Annotated in this window: 15 protein-coding genes and 2 pseudogenes; 10 read left to right on the top strand and 7 right to left on the bottom strand. The window is 67.5% G+C overall.

What is annotated here, in order from left to right:
• Together ABZ857_RS04540 and ABZ857_RS04545 are read left to right on the top strand one after the other, a co-directional pair.
• Positions 1–269, top strand: a pseudogene (locus ABZ857_RS04540) (IS256 family transposase); the annotation flags it as partial.
• An 85-nt stretch (positions 270–354) separates the two neighbouring features.
• Positions 355–759, top strand: a complete 405-nt coding sequence (locus tag ABZ857_RS04545) for a DUF4265 domain-containing protein (protein WP_357037417.1) — start codon at positions 355–357, stop codon at positions 757–759.
• A 25-nt stretch (positions 760–784) separates the two neighbouring features.
• Here ABZ857_RS04545 and ABZ857_RS04550 read toward each other — a convergent pair.
• Positions 785–1341: pseudogene (locus tag ABZ857_RS04550) on the bottom strand (site-specific integrase).
• Between the two features lie 24 nt (positions 1342–1365).
• The gene (locus ABZ857_RS04555; RefSeq protein WP_357037420.1) at positions 1366–1524 is read right to left on the bottom strand and encodes a hypothetical protein; all 159 of its coding nucleotides are present in this window, start codon (positions 1522–1524) and stop codon (positions 1366–1368) included.
• Between the two features lie 459 nt (positions 1525–1983).
• Between ABZ857_RS04555 and ABZ857_RS04560 the strand changes: the two genes are divergently transcribed.
• A complete protein-coding gene (locus tag ABZ857_RS04560) occupies positions 1984–2235 on the top strand; it encodes a winged helix-turn-helix domain-containing protein (protein ID WP_357037423.1) in 252 nt (83 codons plus the stop codon).
• Positions 2236–2485: 250 nt separating this feature from the next.
• Here the strand turns inward: ABZ857_RS04560 and ABZ857_RS04565 are convergent, their stop codons facing one another.
• The 4 genes from ABZ857_RS04565 to ABZ857_RS04580 are packed head-to-tail and all read right to left on the bottom strand — an operon-like array spanning position 2486 to position 8724.
• A complete protein-coding gene (locus ABZ857_RS04565; RefSeq protein ID WP_357037426.1) occupies positions 2486–3874 on the bottom strand; it encodes an FAD-dependent oxidoreductase in 1389 nt (462 codons plus the stop codon).
• A 39-nt stretch (positions 3875–3913) separates the two neighbouring features.
• Positions 3914–5626 carry a CocE/NonD family hydrolase gene (locus ABZ857_RS04570; RefSeq protein ID WP_357037428.1) on the bottom strand — a complete coding sequence of 571 codons (1713 nt, stop codon included), beginning with the start codon at positions 5624–5626 and terminating at the stop codon, positions 3914–3916.
• Positions 5627–5639: 13 nt separating this feature from the next.
• On the bottom strand, positions 5640–7289 hold the full coding sequence (locus ABZ857_RS04575) for a CocE/NonD family hydrolase (RefSeq protein WP_357037431.1): 1650 nt from the start codon (positions 7287–7289) through the stop codon (positions 5640–5642).
• 16 nt (positions 7290–7305) lie between these two features.
• Positions 7306–8724, bottom strand: coding sequence for an amidase (locus ABZ857_RS04580; protein ID WP_357037433.1), 1419 nt, complete (start codon positions 8722–8724; stop codon positions 7306–7308).
• Between the two features lie 207 nt (positions 8725–8931).
• Between ABZ857_RS04580 and ABZ857_RS04585 the strand changes: the two genes are divergently transcribed.
• The 7 genes from ABZ857_RS04585 to ABZ857_RS04615 all read left to right on the top strand — a co-directional run bounded on the left by ABZ857_RS04585 (position 8932) and on the right by ABZ857_RS04615 (position 16318).
• Positions 8932–10554: an ABC transporter substrate-binding protein gene (locus ABZ857_RS04585; RefSeq protein ID WP_357037436.1), complete on the top strand. Its 1623-nt coding sequence runs from the start codon at positions 8932–8934 to the stop codon at positions 10552–10554.
• A gap of 10 nt (positions 10555–10564) precedes the next feature.
• Positions 10565–11524, top strand: a complete 960-nt coding sequence (locus ABZ857_RS04590) for an ABC transporter permease (protein WP_357037439.1) — start codon at positions 10565–10567, stop codon at positions 11522–11524.
• A 2-nt stretch (positions 11525–11526) separates the two neighbouring features.
• Positions 11527–12381 carry an ABC transporter permease gene (locus ABZ857_RS04595; protein WP_357037442.1) on the top strand — a complete coding sequence of 285 codons (855 nt, stop codon included), beginning with the start codon at positions 11527–11529 and terminating at the stop codon, positions 12379–12381.
• The gene (locus ABZ857_RS04600) at positions 12378–13373 is read left to right on the top strand and encodes an ABC transporter ATP-binding protein (RefSeq protein WP_357037445.1); all 996 of its coding nucleotides are present in this window, start codon (positions 12378–12380) and stop codon (positions 13371–13373) included. The genes ABZ857_RS04595 and ABZ857_RS04600 overlap by 4 nt, the downstream gene beginning before the upstream one ends.
• Positions 13370–14167 (top strand): ATP-binding cassette domain-containing protein, encoded by a 798-nt coding sequence (locus ABZ857_RS04605; RefSeq protein WP_357037448.1) that lies wholly within the window; start codon positions 13370–13372, stop codon positions 14165–14167. Before ABZ857_RS04600 ends, ABZ857_RS04605 begins: the two co-directional genes overlap by 4 nt.
• A 79-nt stretch (positions 14168–14246) precedes the next feature.
• The gene (locus ABZ857_RS04610; RefSeq protein WP_357037451.1) at positions 14247–14759 is read left to right on the top strand and encodes a hypothetical protein; all 513 of its coding nucleotides are present in this window, start codon (positions 14247–14249) and stop codon (positions 14757–14759) included.
• A complete protein-coding gene (locus ABZ857_RS04615) occupies positions 14756–16318 on the top strand; it encodes a class I adenylate-forming enzyme family protein (RefSeq protein WP_357037454.1) in 1563 nt (520 codons plus the stop codon). The genes ABZ857_RS04610 and ABZ857_RS04615 overlap by 4 nt, the downstream gene beginning before the upstream one ends.
• Positions 16319–16338: 20 nt before the next feature.
• Here the strand turns inward: ABZ857_RS04615 and ABZ857_RS04620 are convergent, their stop codons facing one another.
• Positions 16339–16950, bottom strand: coding sequence for a TetR/AcrR family transcriptional regulator (locus ABZ857_RS04620; protein ID WP_357037457.1), 612 nt, complete (start codon positions 16948–16950; stop codon positions 16339–16341).
• Between the last annotated feature and the right edge of the window lie 79 nt (positions 16951–17029).

Below are 17029 nucleotides of genomic sequence, written 5' to 3' on the forward strand. Positions count from 1 at the left end.
TTCCAGCCGAGCATTGGGTGCATCTGCGCACGACCAACCCGATCGAGTCGACGTTCGCCACCGTGCGGCACCGCACCAAGGTCACCAAGGGCCCCGGATCCCGGGCGGCCGGGCTGGCCATGGCGTTCAAGCTGATCGAGTCGGCCCAGGCCCGCTGGCGCGCGGTCAACGCTCCCCACCTCGTTGCCCTGGTCCGCGCCGGAGCGACCTTCATCAACGGCAAGCTCCTCGAACGCCCCGACGATCAGCCCTCACCAGCAGCTGCTTAGGAACTCGTGATCCACAGGTCTTGACGATTGCTCCATCGCGATCATCGCGCACGACAACCCGATAGGTCGTGGCTCCACTAACTACATGATCCACGCCGACCTCTCCGAGCGGGAGAACGGCTGGCGCGAACAGTTGTGGACGCACCAGGTGTCGCCGGACACTTTTGAGATCGCCTGCCTTCCCTTCTTCACCTATGGCATCTGCTACCGCGACATCGTGACGATCGACGATCAACACCTCGTATCCGCTGTGGTTCGGAAGTCCGGCCACCGCACCTTGCGCGTCGCCCTGGAACAGCAGCACCCGCAAAGTGGTCAACTCCATGAGCTGCTACACGAGAAAGTCGTTGAGACCGGCCTCGCCCACGAGTGGCTGCAGGGCACCTACCTAGCCGTCGACCTACCTCCCGGCGCTGACCCGAACCCCCTCGTTCAGGTTCTCCAAGGTCTAGAAGGAACAGAAGCACTCTCCTGGGAGATCGACTCCTGACGGCTTAGGGGTCAACCCTTAGGTCTTAGGCAAGACCTCCGAGCGCCTTTTCGAGCTTGTCGAGCGCTGTCGCTTGGTGCTCGGGTAGCACGTGGGCGTAGGTGTTCATCGTCAGCACGATCGTGCTGTGGCCGAGGATCTCCATGATCGTCCGGGTGTCCACACCCTGAGCGAGCAGGATCGTGGCGCAGGTGTGCCGGAGGTCGTGCAGCCGTACGCGCCGGATGCCCGCCGCGTCGCACACGGCCCGGAAGTGCCGGTAGAGGTTCTCCGGCTCGATGGCGGTCCCGATGTGCGTGGTGAACACCAGGCGTGCGGGTTGTTCCACGCTGATCCGGCTGCCAGGCGCTCCGCGGCTTGCTCGGCCCTGTGCTCCTTGAGGACCTTCACCAGGTTCTCCGGGAGCCGGATCGTACGACGAGAGCGCTGCGTCTTGAGCGGCACGAGCTTGAGCCCCTCGCCCTTCTGCCGCTGGAGTGCCTGCCGGACGCGGAGCACTCCGTTGTCCAGGTCGACGTCGTCCCAGCGGAGCCCGAGCGCCTCACCGCGCCGGAGGCCGACGCCCAGCGCCACCGCGTACACCGCGTAGAACCGGCCCTTGCGTGCCTACCGGCGGAACTGCTTGGCCTCGTCGGGGGTGAGCGCCTGGATCTCCGGCCTCTCGACCGTGCCCAGTTGGACGTCCTTCGCGACGTTGCGCAGCACCAGGTCTTCGCGGACCGCCTGAGCGAGCGCGGCCCGGAGCAGCGCGTGAAGGTACTGCACCGTCCGGGACGAAGGCACCCGGGTCCTGGACGAGGCCCCGCAGCTTCGCGTTCATCTCGCGCCGCTCAGTGCGAGGTGTCCCAAGCGGCAGGGCACTGCGCTTCGCTGTTGGGCAGAGCGCCAGCCAGGGCGGCTTGCCGTCGAAGCTCCTCCGCCAGTTGGGCGGCATCATCGCCGTCGATGGTCTGGCATAGGCCGCGGTTGTAGTCCTCGTGTAAGACGCCCGTTCCGCGTAGCCCACAGTCGTCTCGCCGAGCTTCGCCAGATGCTCCAGCCGGGAAACGCCTCCCGCAAGCTGCTCACGGTCAGGACAGGGACACTCGCCGCCTTCTCGCCGCTCACTTCGCTCTCCTCCCACAGGCCCATGAGCTGCATCGTAGGCAAAGAAAGCAAAGGTATGGCACGCTATAGCGTGCTGCCCATCGCCACGGCGTGCAATGGCTTCCTACCGTTGCTCGCGTGGTGGAGTTCAAGGCCAATCAGTCCAAGTGGCGGCAGGTCTACGAGATCATCAAGACTCGTATCGCCTCCGGCGAGTACAAGCCTGGCGAGCGCATCCCATCACTCGTCGCTCTGATCGAAGAGTTCGGCATCGCGAACGCCACCGGCCAGAAGGTCATGCGAGCACTCAGGGCAGACGGCCTGATCCACACCGAGCCCGGCATGGGCAGCTTCGTCACAGCCCCGGAAAAGCGCGACAAGCCCGAGTGACCAGGCCCGGAGGCGCGTGAACTGACGGCAACCGTTGACGGCAACGTCGCCAGACACCTCCGGACGCGACTGGACTCCCCTGGACCGACGTCGACGTCGACGCCCGGGCCGACCTCCCAGATGCCGAGCTGGGCGGGGCCGATCGCCGTCAACGATCGGCCGACCGTCCGCAGCGCGGCGGAAACGCCATCGGGTTCAGTCGTTTCCGACAACAGGTCCGCACTGATGAGGCGCCGGGATGTGGTCTCGGTTATGAGTCGAACCCGAGGCCAAGGCGGTCCAGAACACGCAGCCAGAGGTTCCTTCTGCCGGTGTCGTCCTCCCGGGCTAGAGACCAGCGGGTGATCTGGATGCCGATCCACGCCAACGGCTCGGGGGGAAAGGGCAGGGGTCGCTTCCGCACCATGTCCAGTCGTGTCCGCTCGGTCTGCCGGCCGGAGAGCAGGTCCAGCATGACGTCGGCGGCGAATCGGGACGCGCCCACCCCCAGTCCGGTGAAGCCGGTCGCGTAGGCGACGCGGCCGCCGTGGGCGCTGCCGAAGAACGCGCAGAAACGACTGCAGGTGTCGATCACCCCAGCCCACTTGTGGGTGAACCGAACTCCTTCAAGCTGCGGAAACGTCTCGAAGAACTGCAACGCGAGTTTCTCGTAGGTCTGGTCGCGGTCCTCGTGCCCACGCTTGATCGACCGGCCGTAGTGATAGATCGCGTCGTAGCCGCCCCAGAGGACGCGGTCGTCCTGAGTGCGCCGGTAGTAGTGGAACTGGTTGCCACTGTCGGAGATGCCGAAAGGCTGTTCCCAGCCGATGGACCCGAGCTGCTCGGGGGAGAGCGGCTCTGTGGCCAGGACGTAGTCGTACACCGGGACGATCGCCGCCCGGTTCCTTCGCAGCAGCGAAGTGTTGGCGTTGGTCGCCACAACCACCTGGCGGGCACTGATCCTGCCTCGCTCCGTGTGCAGGACGACGCGGTCCCCCTCGCGCTTCATGCGGAGGACGCGAGTGTGCTCCGCGATGCGGACGCCGAGCCTTTCCGCGGTGGCGGCCAGCCCCCACGCCAGCCTCGCGGGGTCCACGACGGCGCTCTCTCCGGGTATGAGACGCCCGGCGAGATAGGTCGGCGAACGCACGAGGTCGCGGACCGCGTCGCGGTCGAGGAAACCGGGTGTGCCCGGCCCGAACTCCGCGACCTCGTGTCCGCGGGTGGCGACGACGAGCGTGCCCGATCGGGTGAAGCCGCAGTCGATGCCGTACTTCTCAATGGTCTGCTCGATCTCGTCGAGGTTGCGCAGACCGAGTTCACGCAGTTCCTCGTATTCGCTGGGCCAGCGCCGCCGTCCGTTCCTCTCGCCATGGGTGAGGCTCGCCTCGCAGAAGCCGCCGTTGCGGCCGGTGGCGTGTTCTGCGAGACGGTCACCCTCGACCAGCAAGACGTCACGGCAGTGATCACGTTCGGCGGCTCGCAGGGCGCTCCACAGGCCGGTGAATCCCCCACCGATGACCGCCAGGTCCACACTGATGTCGCCGTCCACCGGCGGCCGGGGCGCCGGCCGGTCGGGGACGGCCAGCCAGAGTGGAGCTTGTTCGGCTCCGCGCAGGGCCGCGATGGCGGCCTCTTGCCGTTCTGTTCTGGTGCTCATACCTGCCTCTATTTAGAACAATCTTCATAAAAAGCAGGATCAAGGTCCTGAATGCGGCGGAGGTCTCAGGCCGGGTCGTCCGTCGCGACGTCCAGCACCGTGAGGCTGAGACGGGCCGGGAGTGGCCGGGCAGGCGTGCAGGGTCTGGGTGGAGGCGCGGCGTTCGGCGGCGGTCCACGGGTTGGCCCCGTCCCCGGTGCTCGGAACGTACTCGGGGAAGTCGCTGCTCGCGATGTGCAGACGCAGCTTGTGGCCGCTGCGCAGCCGCAGGCCGACGTGGCCCATCTCGATGCGGACCTCGGCATCGGGTGAGGGGCTGGTGAGAGTCCCCTGCCCCCGCACGATCAGGGTCGCCCGGCCGTCGGGCGCGACATCGAGGAGCTTGGCGAAGACATCGGCCCGTTCGGCGGTGGAGTCCACGGCCACCCACAGGTTGACGGGACCGGCGAGATCGATGTCCCCCTCGGTCGCTGGCAGGTCGAAGCGCAGGACATCGGGCCGTTCACCCGCCGGAGACTCGTCGGGCCATTCGAGCAGTTGCGACCAGGAGTTGACGCTGCTGGAGGGGACGAGGTCCGAAGGGTCGTACGTCCAGGTTGCCCGCTGGTGGACGGTCGGCGCGATCCAGGTGAGGGCTCCGCCCTCTCCCCCGGCGGCCCGCTCCAGGCCGTCGAGGTAGAGCTGCGCTTCCCGGGCGTGGCTCGGCGGCCATGTCTCGGCGGTGCGGTAGCCGACATGGCCCTGGTGCCACTGGACGCGGGGAAATCGTGACGCGTCAGCGCTCTCGCGGACGAAGACGTCGAAGAAGTCGATGGCCGGCTCGACATAGCGGTCCAGCAGGATGTCCAGCGCCTTCGGGTCCATCGTCGCATGGTCGTGCTCGGGCCGGATCGGGACGTAGTCCAGGTGGTAGTTCTCGTGATCGATGGAGTCGGCGAACAAGTATTGCAGCGGACCCCAGTTCGGATCGGCCAGGAACTCGACATAGGAACGCATGGAGGCGATGGCGAGGTTGTCGTACCAGCCGACTGTATGCAGAACGGGGATCGGGCGGGCGCGAAGCGGGTGCCCGAACGGGAAGACGGGGGTCCGCAGCGGTCCGTGGACGAACTGGTCGAACCACGGCGAACGGGCGCCCAAATCCTGGAAGACAGCGTCAAACGCCTCGGTGAGAGGACGCGTCGTGTAGTCGGCGACCTGCTCATTGAGGCCGCGGTCGACCCAGCACTGCTGCAGGTAGGTGCCGAAGGTCAGCCATGGCGGGTCGATGACGGTGGGCTCGCGCCGCTCAGGCATGCGGTCGAAGGCGTGAGTGGTGACTCGGGGCACGATCGCCCGCAGGGCGGGGTGAGACGTGCTCGCCGCGGCCCACTGGGTGAATCCGTAGTAGGAGTCGCCGAACATCCCCACTCGTCCGTCTGACCAGGGTCGGGTGACGATCCAGTCGAGTGTGTCGTGCCCGTCGGCGGCTTCGCTGAGCAGCCCGAAGGTCTCGCCCTCGGAGTCGAACTTGCCCCGGACGTCCTGGACGACGCACGCGTAGCCACGGGCCGTCAGACGCGCCGCGATCTTGTCCGCGAAGCAATACTCGCTGGTCTTGCCGTACGGGAGCCTGATAAGGATCGCGGAGATGGCGCTTTCGGGTGACGGTGGTAGGTAGACGTCGGTGGCGAGACGGACTCCGTCCCGCATGGGGACCATGTGGGTTCGCGCCTCTTGCGGCACCGTACGGATGGTCCCGGCCCAGTTCATGAGGTCGTCCCTTTCAGCTGGCGGGCGAGTGACCGGATGGGGCGAGCGCCCGAAGGCTGAGTACGGCGGACTCCCCGGTGCCGATGCTCTGCTTCGACGCCACGAAGTCGACGGCTTCGAAGGGGTCGCCGTCGTCGCCGGGCGTCATGACGTAGTGAGGGAAGTCGCTGCTCATGAGCTGCAACGCCAAGCGGTGGCCGCGGCGCAGCCGGTAGCCGACATGGAGAAGGTCCACGGTGGCGAGGCCACCGCCGGCTGGCATGACGACCCTGGTCTGTCCCTTGGCAATGAGGAAGGCACGGCCGTCGGTGTCGATGTCCAGGAGGCGGGCGTGCAGGTGGGTGACCTGCACGTCGGCGCTGAACGGCACCTGGAGCGCTACGGGTCCGGCATAGATCTGATCGTGCTCGGCGGCCGGGCCGGTGAACTGCACGACGTCGGCGCGGTGTCCCGTATCACTGATGTCGTGCCAGTCGTAGAGGATCGCGAAGGGGTTCCGGCCGATCGAAGGCACGGGGTCCGCTGGGTCGTGGCTCCAGCTGATCCGGGTGCTTGCCGCGGGCTGCTCGGGGGTGAGCGTCCGCTTGCCGCCTTGTTCAGACAGGAACATGCGGACCTCGTGCGTGTCCTCCGGCGGCCACGACTCGCCACTGTGAACGCGCCCGTGGCAGATCTCGTAGGAGACCCGGGGAATCGGAGGTCCGGGTATCCCACGGACGAAGTGGTCGAAGAAGTCCAGGGTCGGGTCGAGAATCCTGGCGAGCACGTCATCACCGATGGACCTGTCAGGCGGCGCGGGCGCCTCGTCCAGCCGGAGGTTCTCGTGGTCGATCGGCTCCATGCGCAGGTGAAGCTGCCGCGACCAGGCCGGATGCTCCATGAGGGCCCTGATGTCGTGCCAGGACCAGGGCGCGCAGTTGTCGAACCAGCCGACGGTGAAGAGAAGGGGCACCGTCCTTTCCTGGAGCAACAGCCGTTCGAGGGGCGGTGGGACGTGGGAGGTCTCGGGCGCGAACTCGGCGTCGAACCCCGCCGAGCGCCTGCCGATCTCGGCGAAGAACTCCTCGAAGCTCTCCCGCAACGGCCTACGCGACCAGTCGGGCTCCCATTCATAGGTGTCCTGCTCAATGTAGACCGAGGCCAGGTAAGCCCGCCGCGCGGTCTGCTCGACGTCGCGATCGCCGTCCGGGTTCGTCAGCGTCATGGACAGCTGGGTGCCGGTGAGCCGGGGCGCGATGGCTTTCAGCGCGGGATGGCCGCTCATCGCGGCGGCCAGCGACGTGTAGCCGTAGTAGGAGTCGCCGCACATGGCCACGTTGCCGTCGGACCATGGCTGGGACACGATCCAGTCGATGGTGTCCCAGCCGTCGTCGACCTCGTGGCGGCCGAACTCGGTCGCGCCCTGCGAGCGGAACTTGCCGCGGACGTCCTGGATCACCGCGGCGTATCCACGTTGCGTCATGAGCCGGGCGAAGCGCGGCATGTAGCAGTAGGCGCCGTCTTTGTCGTAGGGCAGCCGCACGAGGATCGCCGGGTGCGGGCCGGGTTTGTCAGAGGGTAGGTAGACGTCCGTGGCCAGAGCGACGCCGTCACGGACCACGACCTTGTGCTCGGTCGCGTCGTCGGGCACGGGCGCCGCAGTGACGCGGAGATAGCGGATCATGATGTTTCTTTCGTGGTCAGGGCAGCTCGGGTCGGCGATCCTGCCAGGGTGAGAGCCGTTCGATAGCCGCGGCGACCTCGATGACGGCGGCATCCGCGTGCGGCCGGCCGATGATCTGCAGGCCGATGGGCAACCCATCGGAGGTGAAACCGCACGGTATGGAGATCGCGGGCAAGCCCGCATGGCTGGGCAGCTCGGTCAGCCGGTGGAAGAAGAGGGCAGGGTGGCGCACCCTCTCGCCGTCGACGATCTCCATCCCGCCCAGGGCGTTGTGGGGGAAGGGCGGCGTGGGGGTGGTGGCGGTGACGATGAAGTCGTACTCCTGCAGAACGCGGTCGAAGCCGTCGTAGATCTGGGTCTTGGTCTCGCGCAAGGACCGGCTTACGTCGCGGGCGGACATCGTGCGCCCGAACTCGGCGATCTCCTTGATGAGCGGCCACACCTCGGTCCCGGGCGGGAACATCATGTCCACCCCCTCGGCGAACTCCGCGGACCAGTACCTGAGGAAGTTGTCGATCGCGTCCGGCAGGTCCATGGTCACGATGTCGACCTGGGCTCCGCCCTTGGCGGCCAACCGGCCCATCGCCGCGTCGACGACGCGGCGCGTCTCCGGATCGACCGGGCCCTGATCCAGGCCGATGCTGTAGGCGAACCTCACCTCGGAGAGGTCGGCTCCGCGCAGCGCCGACTTCACGTAGTTCTCGCCGGTTGCGGGAAGTGAGAACCGGTCCGCATGATGCGGGCCCACGGTCACGTCCAGCAGCATCGCCGCGTCGATCACCAGGCGGGTGAGCGGACCTTCGGTGGAGTCGCCATCGGAGGCCCGGCGAAAGGGGATGCGGCCGGTCGACGCCTTGAAACCGACCACTCCGCAGCTCGCGGCCGGCACCCTGATCGAGCCGCCACCGTCCGAACCCCAGGCGAGCGGGGCGATCCCCGCCGCCACCGCCGCGGCCGCGCCTCCGCTGGACCCGCCGGCCGTGTGCGTGGGGTTCCATGGCGTGCCCGTACTGCCGGTCAGGTGGCTGTCGGTCACACCGAGCATGCCGAACTCGGGAGTCGTCGTCTTCCCGATGAGGATGGCGCCGGCAGCCTTCAATCTGGCCCAGGAGATCGCGTCGGTGTCCGGCACATGATCCTTGAACTGCACGCAGCCGTAGGTGGTACGGACCCCAGCGGTGTCGGTGAGATCCTTGACGGTGATCGGCAAACCGTGCAGCGGCGGGAGGTCCTCGCCGCGCAGAACCGCGGCCTCGGCCTGCTTCGCCTGCTGCCTGGCGGAATCAGCGGTCACGGTGACGAAGGCGTTGATGGCGGGGTTGACCTCTTCCAGGCGAGCGAGCACCGCGTCGACCACTTCGACCGGCGACACCTCTTTGCGCCGAATCAGGCCGCTCAACTCGTACGCACCGGTCCAGGTCAGCTCAACGGCCACGGCATACCTCACTCACAGCGGGCGTTGACCGAGCCTGGCCCGGTCATGGAACAGCCTTTATAGAAACGACTCCTCCCTCACCCCGTCAAGAGGTAGCCGCCTCGCCACCACCCAGAAACGGAAACCTTGTGGCTTTGGAACAAGCTTTATATATTCCAGTCCCATCTCGCGTTGACCTCGCACGAGGCCTGATCAAAGGAGCGCCTCATGCCCGTACGCCATCTCGCCACCGCTCTTCTCGTTCTCGGGCTGACCGCCTGCTCGGCCGGTCTCGGGCGTTCTTCCGACGCAGCCGATGCCACCCAGCCGACGGAGCTCCTCGCGCGCCTACCCGCCGCCAAGGGCGAAGTCGATCAGATCGTCTGGAATCTCAGCGGAGAGCCCGACACCCTGTTTCCGCCGAACGCGGCCACCTACGGTGGCGGGCAGGTTCTCGGCAACCTCTGCGACACGCTGCTGAAGAGCGACGCCGACTTCCGCCTGACTCCTGGCCTCGCCACCTTCGAGCAGGTCGACCCGCACACGCTCGTCTACAAGGTCCGCGACGGCGTGAAGTTCTGGAACGGTGACCCGCTGACGGCCGAGGACGTCGCCTACAGCATGAACCGCGCCAAGGACCCCTCGTCGCTCGTCAGCTACATCTACCAGAATGTGAAGAGCATCAAGGCCGCCGGCGACGAGGTGACCGTCAAGTTCTCCACCCCGGACGAGCTGTTCAACCACGAGATGGCCAGCATCGCGGGCATGGTCATGCAGAAGACGTACGCCGAGCAGGCAGGCAAGAACCTCGGCGCGCCTAGCGGCGGGGTGATGTGCAGCGGCCCGTTCAAGCTGGACTCGTGGAAGAGCGGTGACAGCATCACCCTGTCGCGCAACGACGCGTACTGGGACTCCGAGCGCCGGGCTCTGGCCAAGTCGGTGAAGTTCACGTTCGTCACCGACAGCACCGCGCTGACGCAGGCACTCAACGCCGGCGAGATCGACGGCGCCTACGAGATCTCGCCCTCAGCCGTCCCCGCGTTGCGCTCGTCGAAGGCGGGCAGGCTGGTGTTCGGGCCATCCATGCAGACCACGGGACTGGCCGTGGCCAGACCCGACGGCCCGCTGCGGAACGTCAAGCTGCGTCAGGCCTTCCAGACGCTCATCGACCGCGAAGCGCTGGCCAAGGTGGTGTTCAACGGCGCGGCGACCCCCGGCTACACCAGCTTGTCCTCGACCACCTGGCCGAACGACCAGAAGCAGGTGTACCAGGAGGCATACCAGCCTTTCGTCAAGGAACGTTCCTTCGACGTCGCCAAGGCCAAGGCGCTGGTCGCGGAGTCGGGATACCAGGGCCAGGAGCTCGTCCTCGCGATCAGAAGCGGCGACGACAGCGGCTCCCGTACCGCCCAGCTCGTCCAGCAGCAGGCCAAGGCCGCCGGCATCACCATCAAGATCAGCCCTCTTCCGCCGCTGGCGTTCGACCAGGCCGGATACGACCCCACCAAGCGCCAGGGCCTCGACCTGCTCCTGGGGGGGAGCTTCAACGTGGCCCAGGATCCGCTCGAACCGCTGGGCTTCACCCTGCTGCCCGGCCAGGCCTACAACTACACCGGCTATGACAACGCCGAGGTCACCAAGCTGCTCACCGAGGCCCGCCAGACGTTCGACCCCGCCGAGCGGGCGCGGATGATCGTCGCCGCGCAGCAGCTCTACGAGCCGGATTCCGCACTCATCCCCCTGGTCGAGAACAGCACCATCACGTTCCTGAACCATCGCCTCAGCGGCGCCATCACCGCGTTCTCCTACTGGACGATGCCGCAGATGGCCTTCGTCGGCGCTGCCGGATAGCGGCTCCGACATGGTGAAGAACCGTGCGCCCATGCGCACGATCAGGAGATGGTCCGCGAAACTCGGCGGGGCGGCCGTCACGCTGCTCGCCTCGTCCTTCGTGGTGTTCGCCGCACTGGCGGCCGCTCCCGGCGACCCGGTCTCCCAGCTTGTGGGGCAGAAGGCCACCGCCGCGCAGCGCGCCGCGATGAGAGCCGAACTCGGGCTGGACGACCCTCTGGTCGTGCGCTATTGGCACTGGCTGACCGGTGTGCTCCATGGCGACCTCGGCACCTCGCTGACCTACCGCCAGGAGGTGAGCGCCCTCCTGGGCCCGCGCATCGCGAGCACGCTCGCCCTCGTGGCGCTCTCCGCACTGATCACCCTGGCGACCGGCATCGGGCTGGGCGTCTTCGGCGGGGTCAACTCGCGGTGGAGGCCCGCCATGAACGCCCTGACCGGGCTCGGCGTGGCCATCCCAGGGTTCGTGGCGGCAGCCGTGCTCATCGGCGTGTTCGCCGTCGGGCTGGGCTGGTTTCCCACCTTCGGTGCGGGAAGCGGCTTCGCCGACCGGCTGTGGCATCTGACGCTCCCCGCCCTCGCGCTGTCGATGAGCGGAACGGCGTACATCGCGCAGGTGACAGCGGCGGCGGTCGGCGAGGAGGCGGGACGCGACCACGTCTCCACGGCCGTAGGCCGGGGACTGCCACGCTCGCTCATTCTGCGGCGGCATGTCGTGCGCAACGCCGCCATCCCGGTGCTCACGGTGTCCGGCCTGATGGCGGCCAGCCTGGTCGCCGGCGCGGTCGTCGTCGAATCCGCCTTCGCGATCGACGGTCTCGGCTCGCTCCTGGTCAAGAGCGTCATCAGCAAGGACTACGCCGTGGTCAGCGCTGTCTCGCTCATCATCGTCACCGTCTTCGTCGTCGTCATGACCGTCATCGACGCCGCGCAGGCGGCCCTCGACCCGCGGCTGCGGGAAAGGAGGTAGGCGTGAGCACCGCACAAATAGCGCGCTCCCCTGCCCTGGTCAAACGGCTCGCCCGCCATGACCTGGTCCTGTCCGCGACGATGCTGCTCTGCGCGATCCTCATCCTGCTCGCGCTGGTGGGTCCTTTCGTGACGCCCTACCCGCCGGACCAGACCGACATCCTCGCCGCGGGTCAGGGCCCCTCGGCGCTGCACCCGCTCGGCACCGACTCTCTCGGACGCGATCTGCTGTCCCGGCTGCTGGCCGGAGCTCGGCCCAGCCTCCTGTTCCCCGCCATCACCGTCCTGATCAGTTCCGTGCTCGGGACGGCCATCGCCATCGCCGCCGCCTGGCACGGTGGCCGGGTCGACCAGGTGACGGCGCGGGTACTGGAGATCATGTTCGCGGTGCCGGGCATCCTCGTCGCCGTCATCGGGGCCGCGGTGCTCGGGACCGGCCCCTGGATGCCCGTGGTCACCCTGTCCCTGGTCTACATCCCCTACGTCGCGCGAGTGGTACGCAGCGCGGCAGTGCGCGAATGCCGTCTGCCGTACGTCGAGGCATGCCGCCTGGCCGGCCTGTCGGGCTGGCGCATCTGCACCCGGCACGTGCTCCGCAACGTCGCCCCGCTGACGGTGGCGCAGGCGACCCTGGCCTTCGGATGGGCGCTGATGGACTTCGGCGCGATCTCCTTCCTCGGCCTCGGCGTTCAGCCGCCGCAGGCGGAATGGGGCGTCATGGTGAACGAGGGACGCCCGGAGATGCTCGACGGCGCCCTGCAGCAGAGCCTGTCCGCCGGTCTGCTCATCGTCCTGGCGGTGGTCACTTTCAACATCCTCGGCGAACGCCTGTCCGCGCGGATCGGAGCGAGCACGTGAAACCTCAACTCCTCGACATCCGGCGGCTGCGTGTCGAGCTCGCCCCGCGGGAGCGCCGAGGCGAAAGGCGCACGGTCATCCATGACGTGTCCCTGTCCGTCGCGCCCGGCGAGTCGGTCGGGCTGGTCGGCGAGTCCGGATCGGGCAAGTCCATGACGGCCAAGGCCGTCATGGGGCTGCTGCCGCGCGGCGCGGTGGCCACGGGCGAGATCCTCTACCGTAACCGGGCGGTCCTGGAGATGAAGGGCGCAGAGCTCGCCGGCTTCCGCGCACGCGGCGTCTCCATGATCTACCAGGACCCCCGGGCGCACATCAATCCGCTGCGCACGGTCGGCGACTTCCTCGTGGAAGGAGTCGTCGCCAGTGGCGCGATGCGCCGGCCGGAGGCACTGGAGGCCGCCTGCGCCCTGCTGCGCGACGTCGGCGTGACCGACCCCCGGCGGCGCGTGGCGCAGTACCCGCACCAGCTCTCCGGTGGCCTGCTGCAACGCGTGATGATCGTGATGGCCCTGCTGCCGTCTCCGGAGCTGATCCTCGCGGACGAACCGACCACGGCGCTGGACGTGACGGTGCAGTCCGACGTCATGGCGATCCTCTCCGAGCAGATCCGCGAACGCTCCCTCGGCATGCTGTTCATCACCCATGACCTGGATCTCGCCGCCGCGGTCACGGATTCACTGGCCGTCATGTACGCCGGCGTGATCGTGGAGCACGGCCCGGCGGCGGATGTCTACGCCGCCCCACGTCACCCCTACACGGCGGCGCTCCTGGCCTCCCGGCCCAGCCCGACGAGCGTCGAACGGCCGGTGTCCATCCCAGGACGGCCGATCTCGGCCTTCGAGGCGGGCGAAGGCTGCGTGTTCGCCGCGCGGTGCTCCCACGCCACCGGCCTGTGCCGTACCGAACGCCCCGATCCGCGCCCGGTCGCCACCGGGACCGTGGCCTGCCACTACGCGGAAGAGCTGGAACCTGCCGAAGGAGTGCGCTCATGACCGCGCCGTCTCTGGGGCCGCTTCTGAGCGTGCGAGGTCTGCGCAAGGTCTTCGCCGACGACGTGGTGGCCGTGGACAATCTCACCTTCGACCTGTCCCAGGGCGAGTCGCTGGCCATCGTCGGCGAGTCCGGCTCCGGCAAGACCACCACGGCGCGGATCATCGCGGGTCTGGATTCGGCGACAGCGGGCGACGTGCTGCTCGACGGACGTCCCATGGCGGGGACCGGCCGGCGGCGACGCCGGGACGTACAGATGGTCTTCCAGGACCCGTTCGGCTCGCTGGACCCCCGGCAGAAGGTGGGTGCCGCCATCGCGGAACTGCTCGCCGTGCACTTCCGCCTGTCCAAGGCTGAGCGCCGGAGCAGGGTCGCCGGACTGCTCGACGAGGTCGGGCTGGATGAGCGGCACGCCTCCGAGTACCCGAGAAACCTGTCCGGTGGCCAGCGGCAGCGCGTCGCGATCGCCCGCGCGCTCGCTCTGGAGCCCCGCCTGCTGATCCTCGACGAGGCGGTGGCGGCACTGGACGTCAGCGTTCAGGCGCAGGTGCTCAACCTGCTGATCGACCTGCGGGACCGGCGCGACATCTCCTATCTGTTCGTCTCGCATGACCTGGCCGTGGTCCGCCAGATCAGCGACCGATGCCTGGTCATGTGCGCGGGCGCCCTCGTCGAGCAGGGCGAGACCCGCGATGTCCTGGACAATCCACGCGAGAGCTACACCAGGCAATTGCTGGATGCCGTGCCGCGCCCCGGCTGGATCCCTCGCCGTCGGCAGGCGGGGACTCCCTCCTGATCTTCCGTCCCGTGCACGCGAGCCCCTGTCCGGTATTTGTAGAAGTTGTTCTAAAAAACTCTGGGAAGGACCGACACGCATGGCCATCGACCTCTCCGATCTGTCGGAGGTGGTGACCCTCAGCACGCGGCATCCATCGGAGGCGCCGCTGCTCCTGGGCAAGACCTTCGTATCCCCTTGGTTCAGCATTGACGCCGATCGCTCGACGCTGTTCGAAACGGCGACGTACATGGAAGACCTGCCTCACCCCTACGGAGGCGGCGCCGGGTACGGCGACGACCTGGTGGAGGGCTACCACCTGCTCGGCATGCTCGACCTCCTCCTCAACCACGTGCTGTGGTCCGAGGGACCTTGGATCGCCTGGAACTACGGCCTGGACCACGTCCGCTTCGTGTCCGTCGTGCGGCACGGCGACCGCTTCCGCGTCCGCGGCACCGTCAGCCAGGTGATCGACCGAGGCGAGCAAGGGCACCTGCTCGTCCTCGACTGCACCGCGGAGGTCGCTGGGCGCGAACGTCCCGGATTCGTGGTCACCCAGCGCATCCTCTGGAACTCGCACTCGCCCGTTCAGGAAGGAACAGCAACACCATGACCACGCACCTGTCTCTCGAACTCACCCCCCATCACCAGCAGCTACTGAGCCTCACGATCCCGGAGTCGCTCGACCTGGCGGCGCGGACCTGGCCCGACAAGGGCGCCTTCCATTTCGTGGAGTCCGCGCAGCGGATGACCTGGGCGACACTACGGACCGCGGTCAGCCGGGTCCGGTCGGCGCTGGAGTCCCGGGGACTGCGGCCGGGCGAGAAGGTCGGCATCATGCTCCGCAACCAGGCGGAGTTCCCCCTGACGTGGCTGGCGGTCATCGAGGCCGGCGCCGTGGCGGTACCGCTGAACCCCAAGTACACGCGCCGGGAGGTGGACTTCGTCCTGAACGACTCCGGAGCGTCCTGGCTCGTCGCCGCCGAGGACCTCCATCCACTCATCGATGGAGCCGTCCCCGCGGAACGCGTCATCCTGACCGGCCCGCAGTTCGACGCGCTGCTCACGCATGCCGTCACGGACAGGACCCATCAGGCCGGGCGCCTGGACGTCGTGGGGATCCAATTCACCTCCGGGACGACCGGGCTGCCCAAGGGCTGTCTCCTGACCCACGAGTACTGGCTCGAGATAGGCGTCCACACTGCGGCGCTCTTCGACGACCCGCAAGAGTTCCTCGCCAACAGTCCGTTCTACTACATGCAGAACCAGGCCTACTTCATGATGGCCCTGGCAGCGGGCGGCCGGTTGCACGTCACCCCCGGACTGAGCCGCAGGAAGTTCATGGGCTGGCTCATCGACCACGATATCGACTTCGCCTGGATCGACGAAGGACTCCTGGATCTGGAGCCCTCCGAGCTCGACAGGCGCCTGAAACTGAAGAAGGCCCCCGTCGAGGCGTTGACGCCGAGCCTGCACCGGCCCTTGGAGGAACGCTTCGGCCTGATGGCGCGCGAATTGTACGGCAGCACCGAGATCGGGTCCGGGACGTTCGTGCCCTGGCACCGCACCGACCTGGTCGGCTCGGGCTCCATGGGATGGTGCATGCCCAACCGCGAATCCAAGGTGATCGACAGCGCCGGTGCCGAGGTCCCCCCAGGCGAGCCTGGCGAGTTGTGCCTGCGCGGTCCCGGCATGATGCTCGGCTACCACAACCGCCCCGAGGTCAACGCCGAGCTGTTCCTGCCGGGCGGATGGTTCAGGACCGGCGACATCGTCCGCAAGACCGCGGAGGGCGAGCACTTCTACATCGGCCGGACCAAGGACATGATCCGCCGAAGCGGCGAGAACATCTCCGCAGTCGAGGTCGAACAGCACATCGCCGCCCTGGCCGGCGTCCTCGAAGTCAGCGTGATACCCGTCCCGGACCCCAAACGCGAAGAGGAAGTCAAAGCCATCATCGCGCTCAAACCTGACAGCACGCTGACTGTGGCCGAGGTCCTCTCCTGGTGCCGGCAAGGACTGGCCCCCTTCAAGGTCCCCCGTTACGTGGAGTTCCGTGACGCGCTGCCGCACACCCCCAGCGGCAAGATCGCCAAAGAGAAACTGAAGGCAGAGGACCCGTTCGCCGGTGACGTGACGGATGCGCAGTCCCTGACGGCCGACCCGGTATGACTGGTACGGCCGGGACCGCGTCAGTCGATCCCGGCCGTACCAGCCGAGGTGACCGGCTCGAGCAGCGGCAGCGTGGCAACGAGACGGTCCACCACCCGCAACTGGCGCTCCCGTGTCCAAATCTCCGGGTGCTCCACCGTGGACAGGGTGATACCACTGGTCCACGACCTGATCAGGTCGATGGTGAGTTCCAAATCCTCCTCCGCGACCAGAGCCGCGACATGATCCCGGCAGATCCCTCGCATCAGCGGCTCAAGCCGCACGAAGAACGCGTCCACCGCCGGGTCCGCGTCTCGATGGGCCAGCAGCGCGATCCTCGCCCGCTCCATGGTCAGCGACCACTCATCCAGCGGAACGGACCATTCGATGACCCGATGCAGCCGCTCGACGGGGTCGGCGACCTCCCGCATCTCGTCGTTGAAGGTCGCGATGTCGTCCTCGGCGGTGGCCAGGATGCCCTCGATGAGCGCTTCTCTATTGGGGAAGTAGTGCGTGATGAGAGACATCGAGCCTCCCATCTGCTTGGCGATGTTGCGCAGAGTGAACTTGGCGAACCCGCCCTTGCCCAAGATGCTCAAGGCGGCGTTGACGATCTCCCGTGCTCGCTCCTGCGGATCCACGATCTTCGGCATCGTCCTACCCTCGGTGGCCATCCTCCACCAACCCTCGTTATGTTACTAGCTTTACACGAAGTGCGGGAGGACGACGCGG

The sequence above is a fragment of the Microbispora sp. NPDC046933 genome, from assembly GCF_040644635.1.
Classification (GTDB): domain Bacteria; phylum Actinomycetota; class Actinomycetes; order Streptosporangiales; family Streptosporangiaceae; genus Microbispora.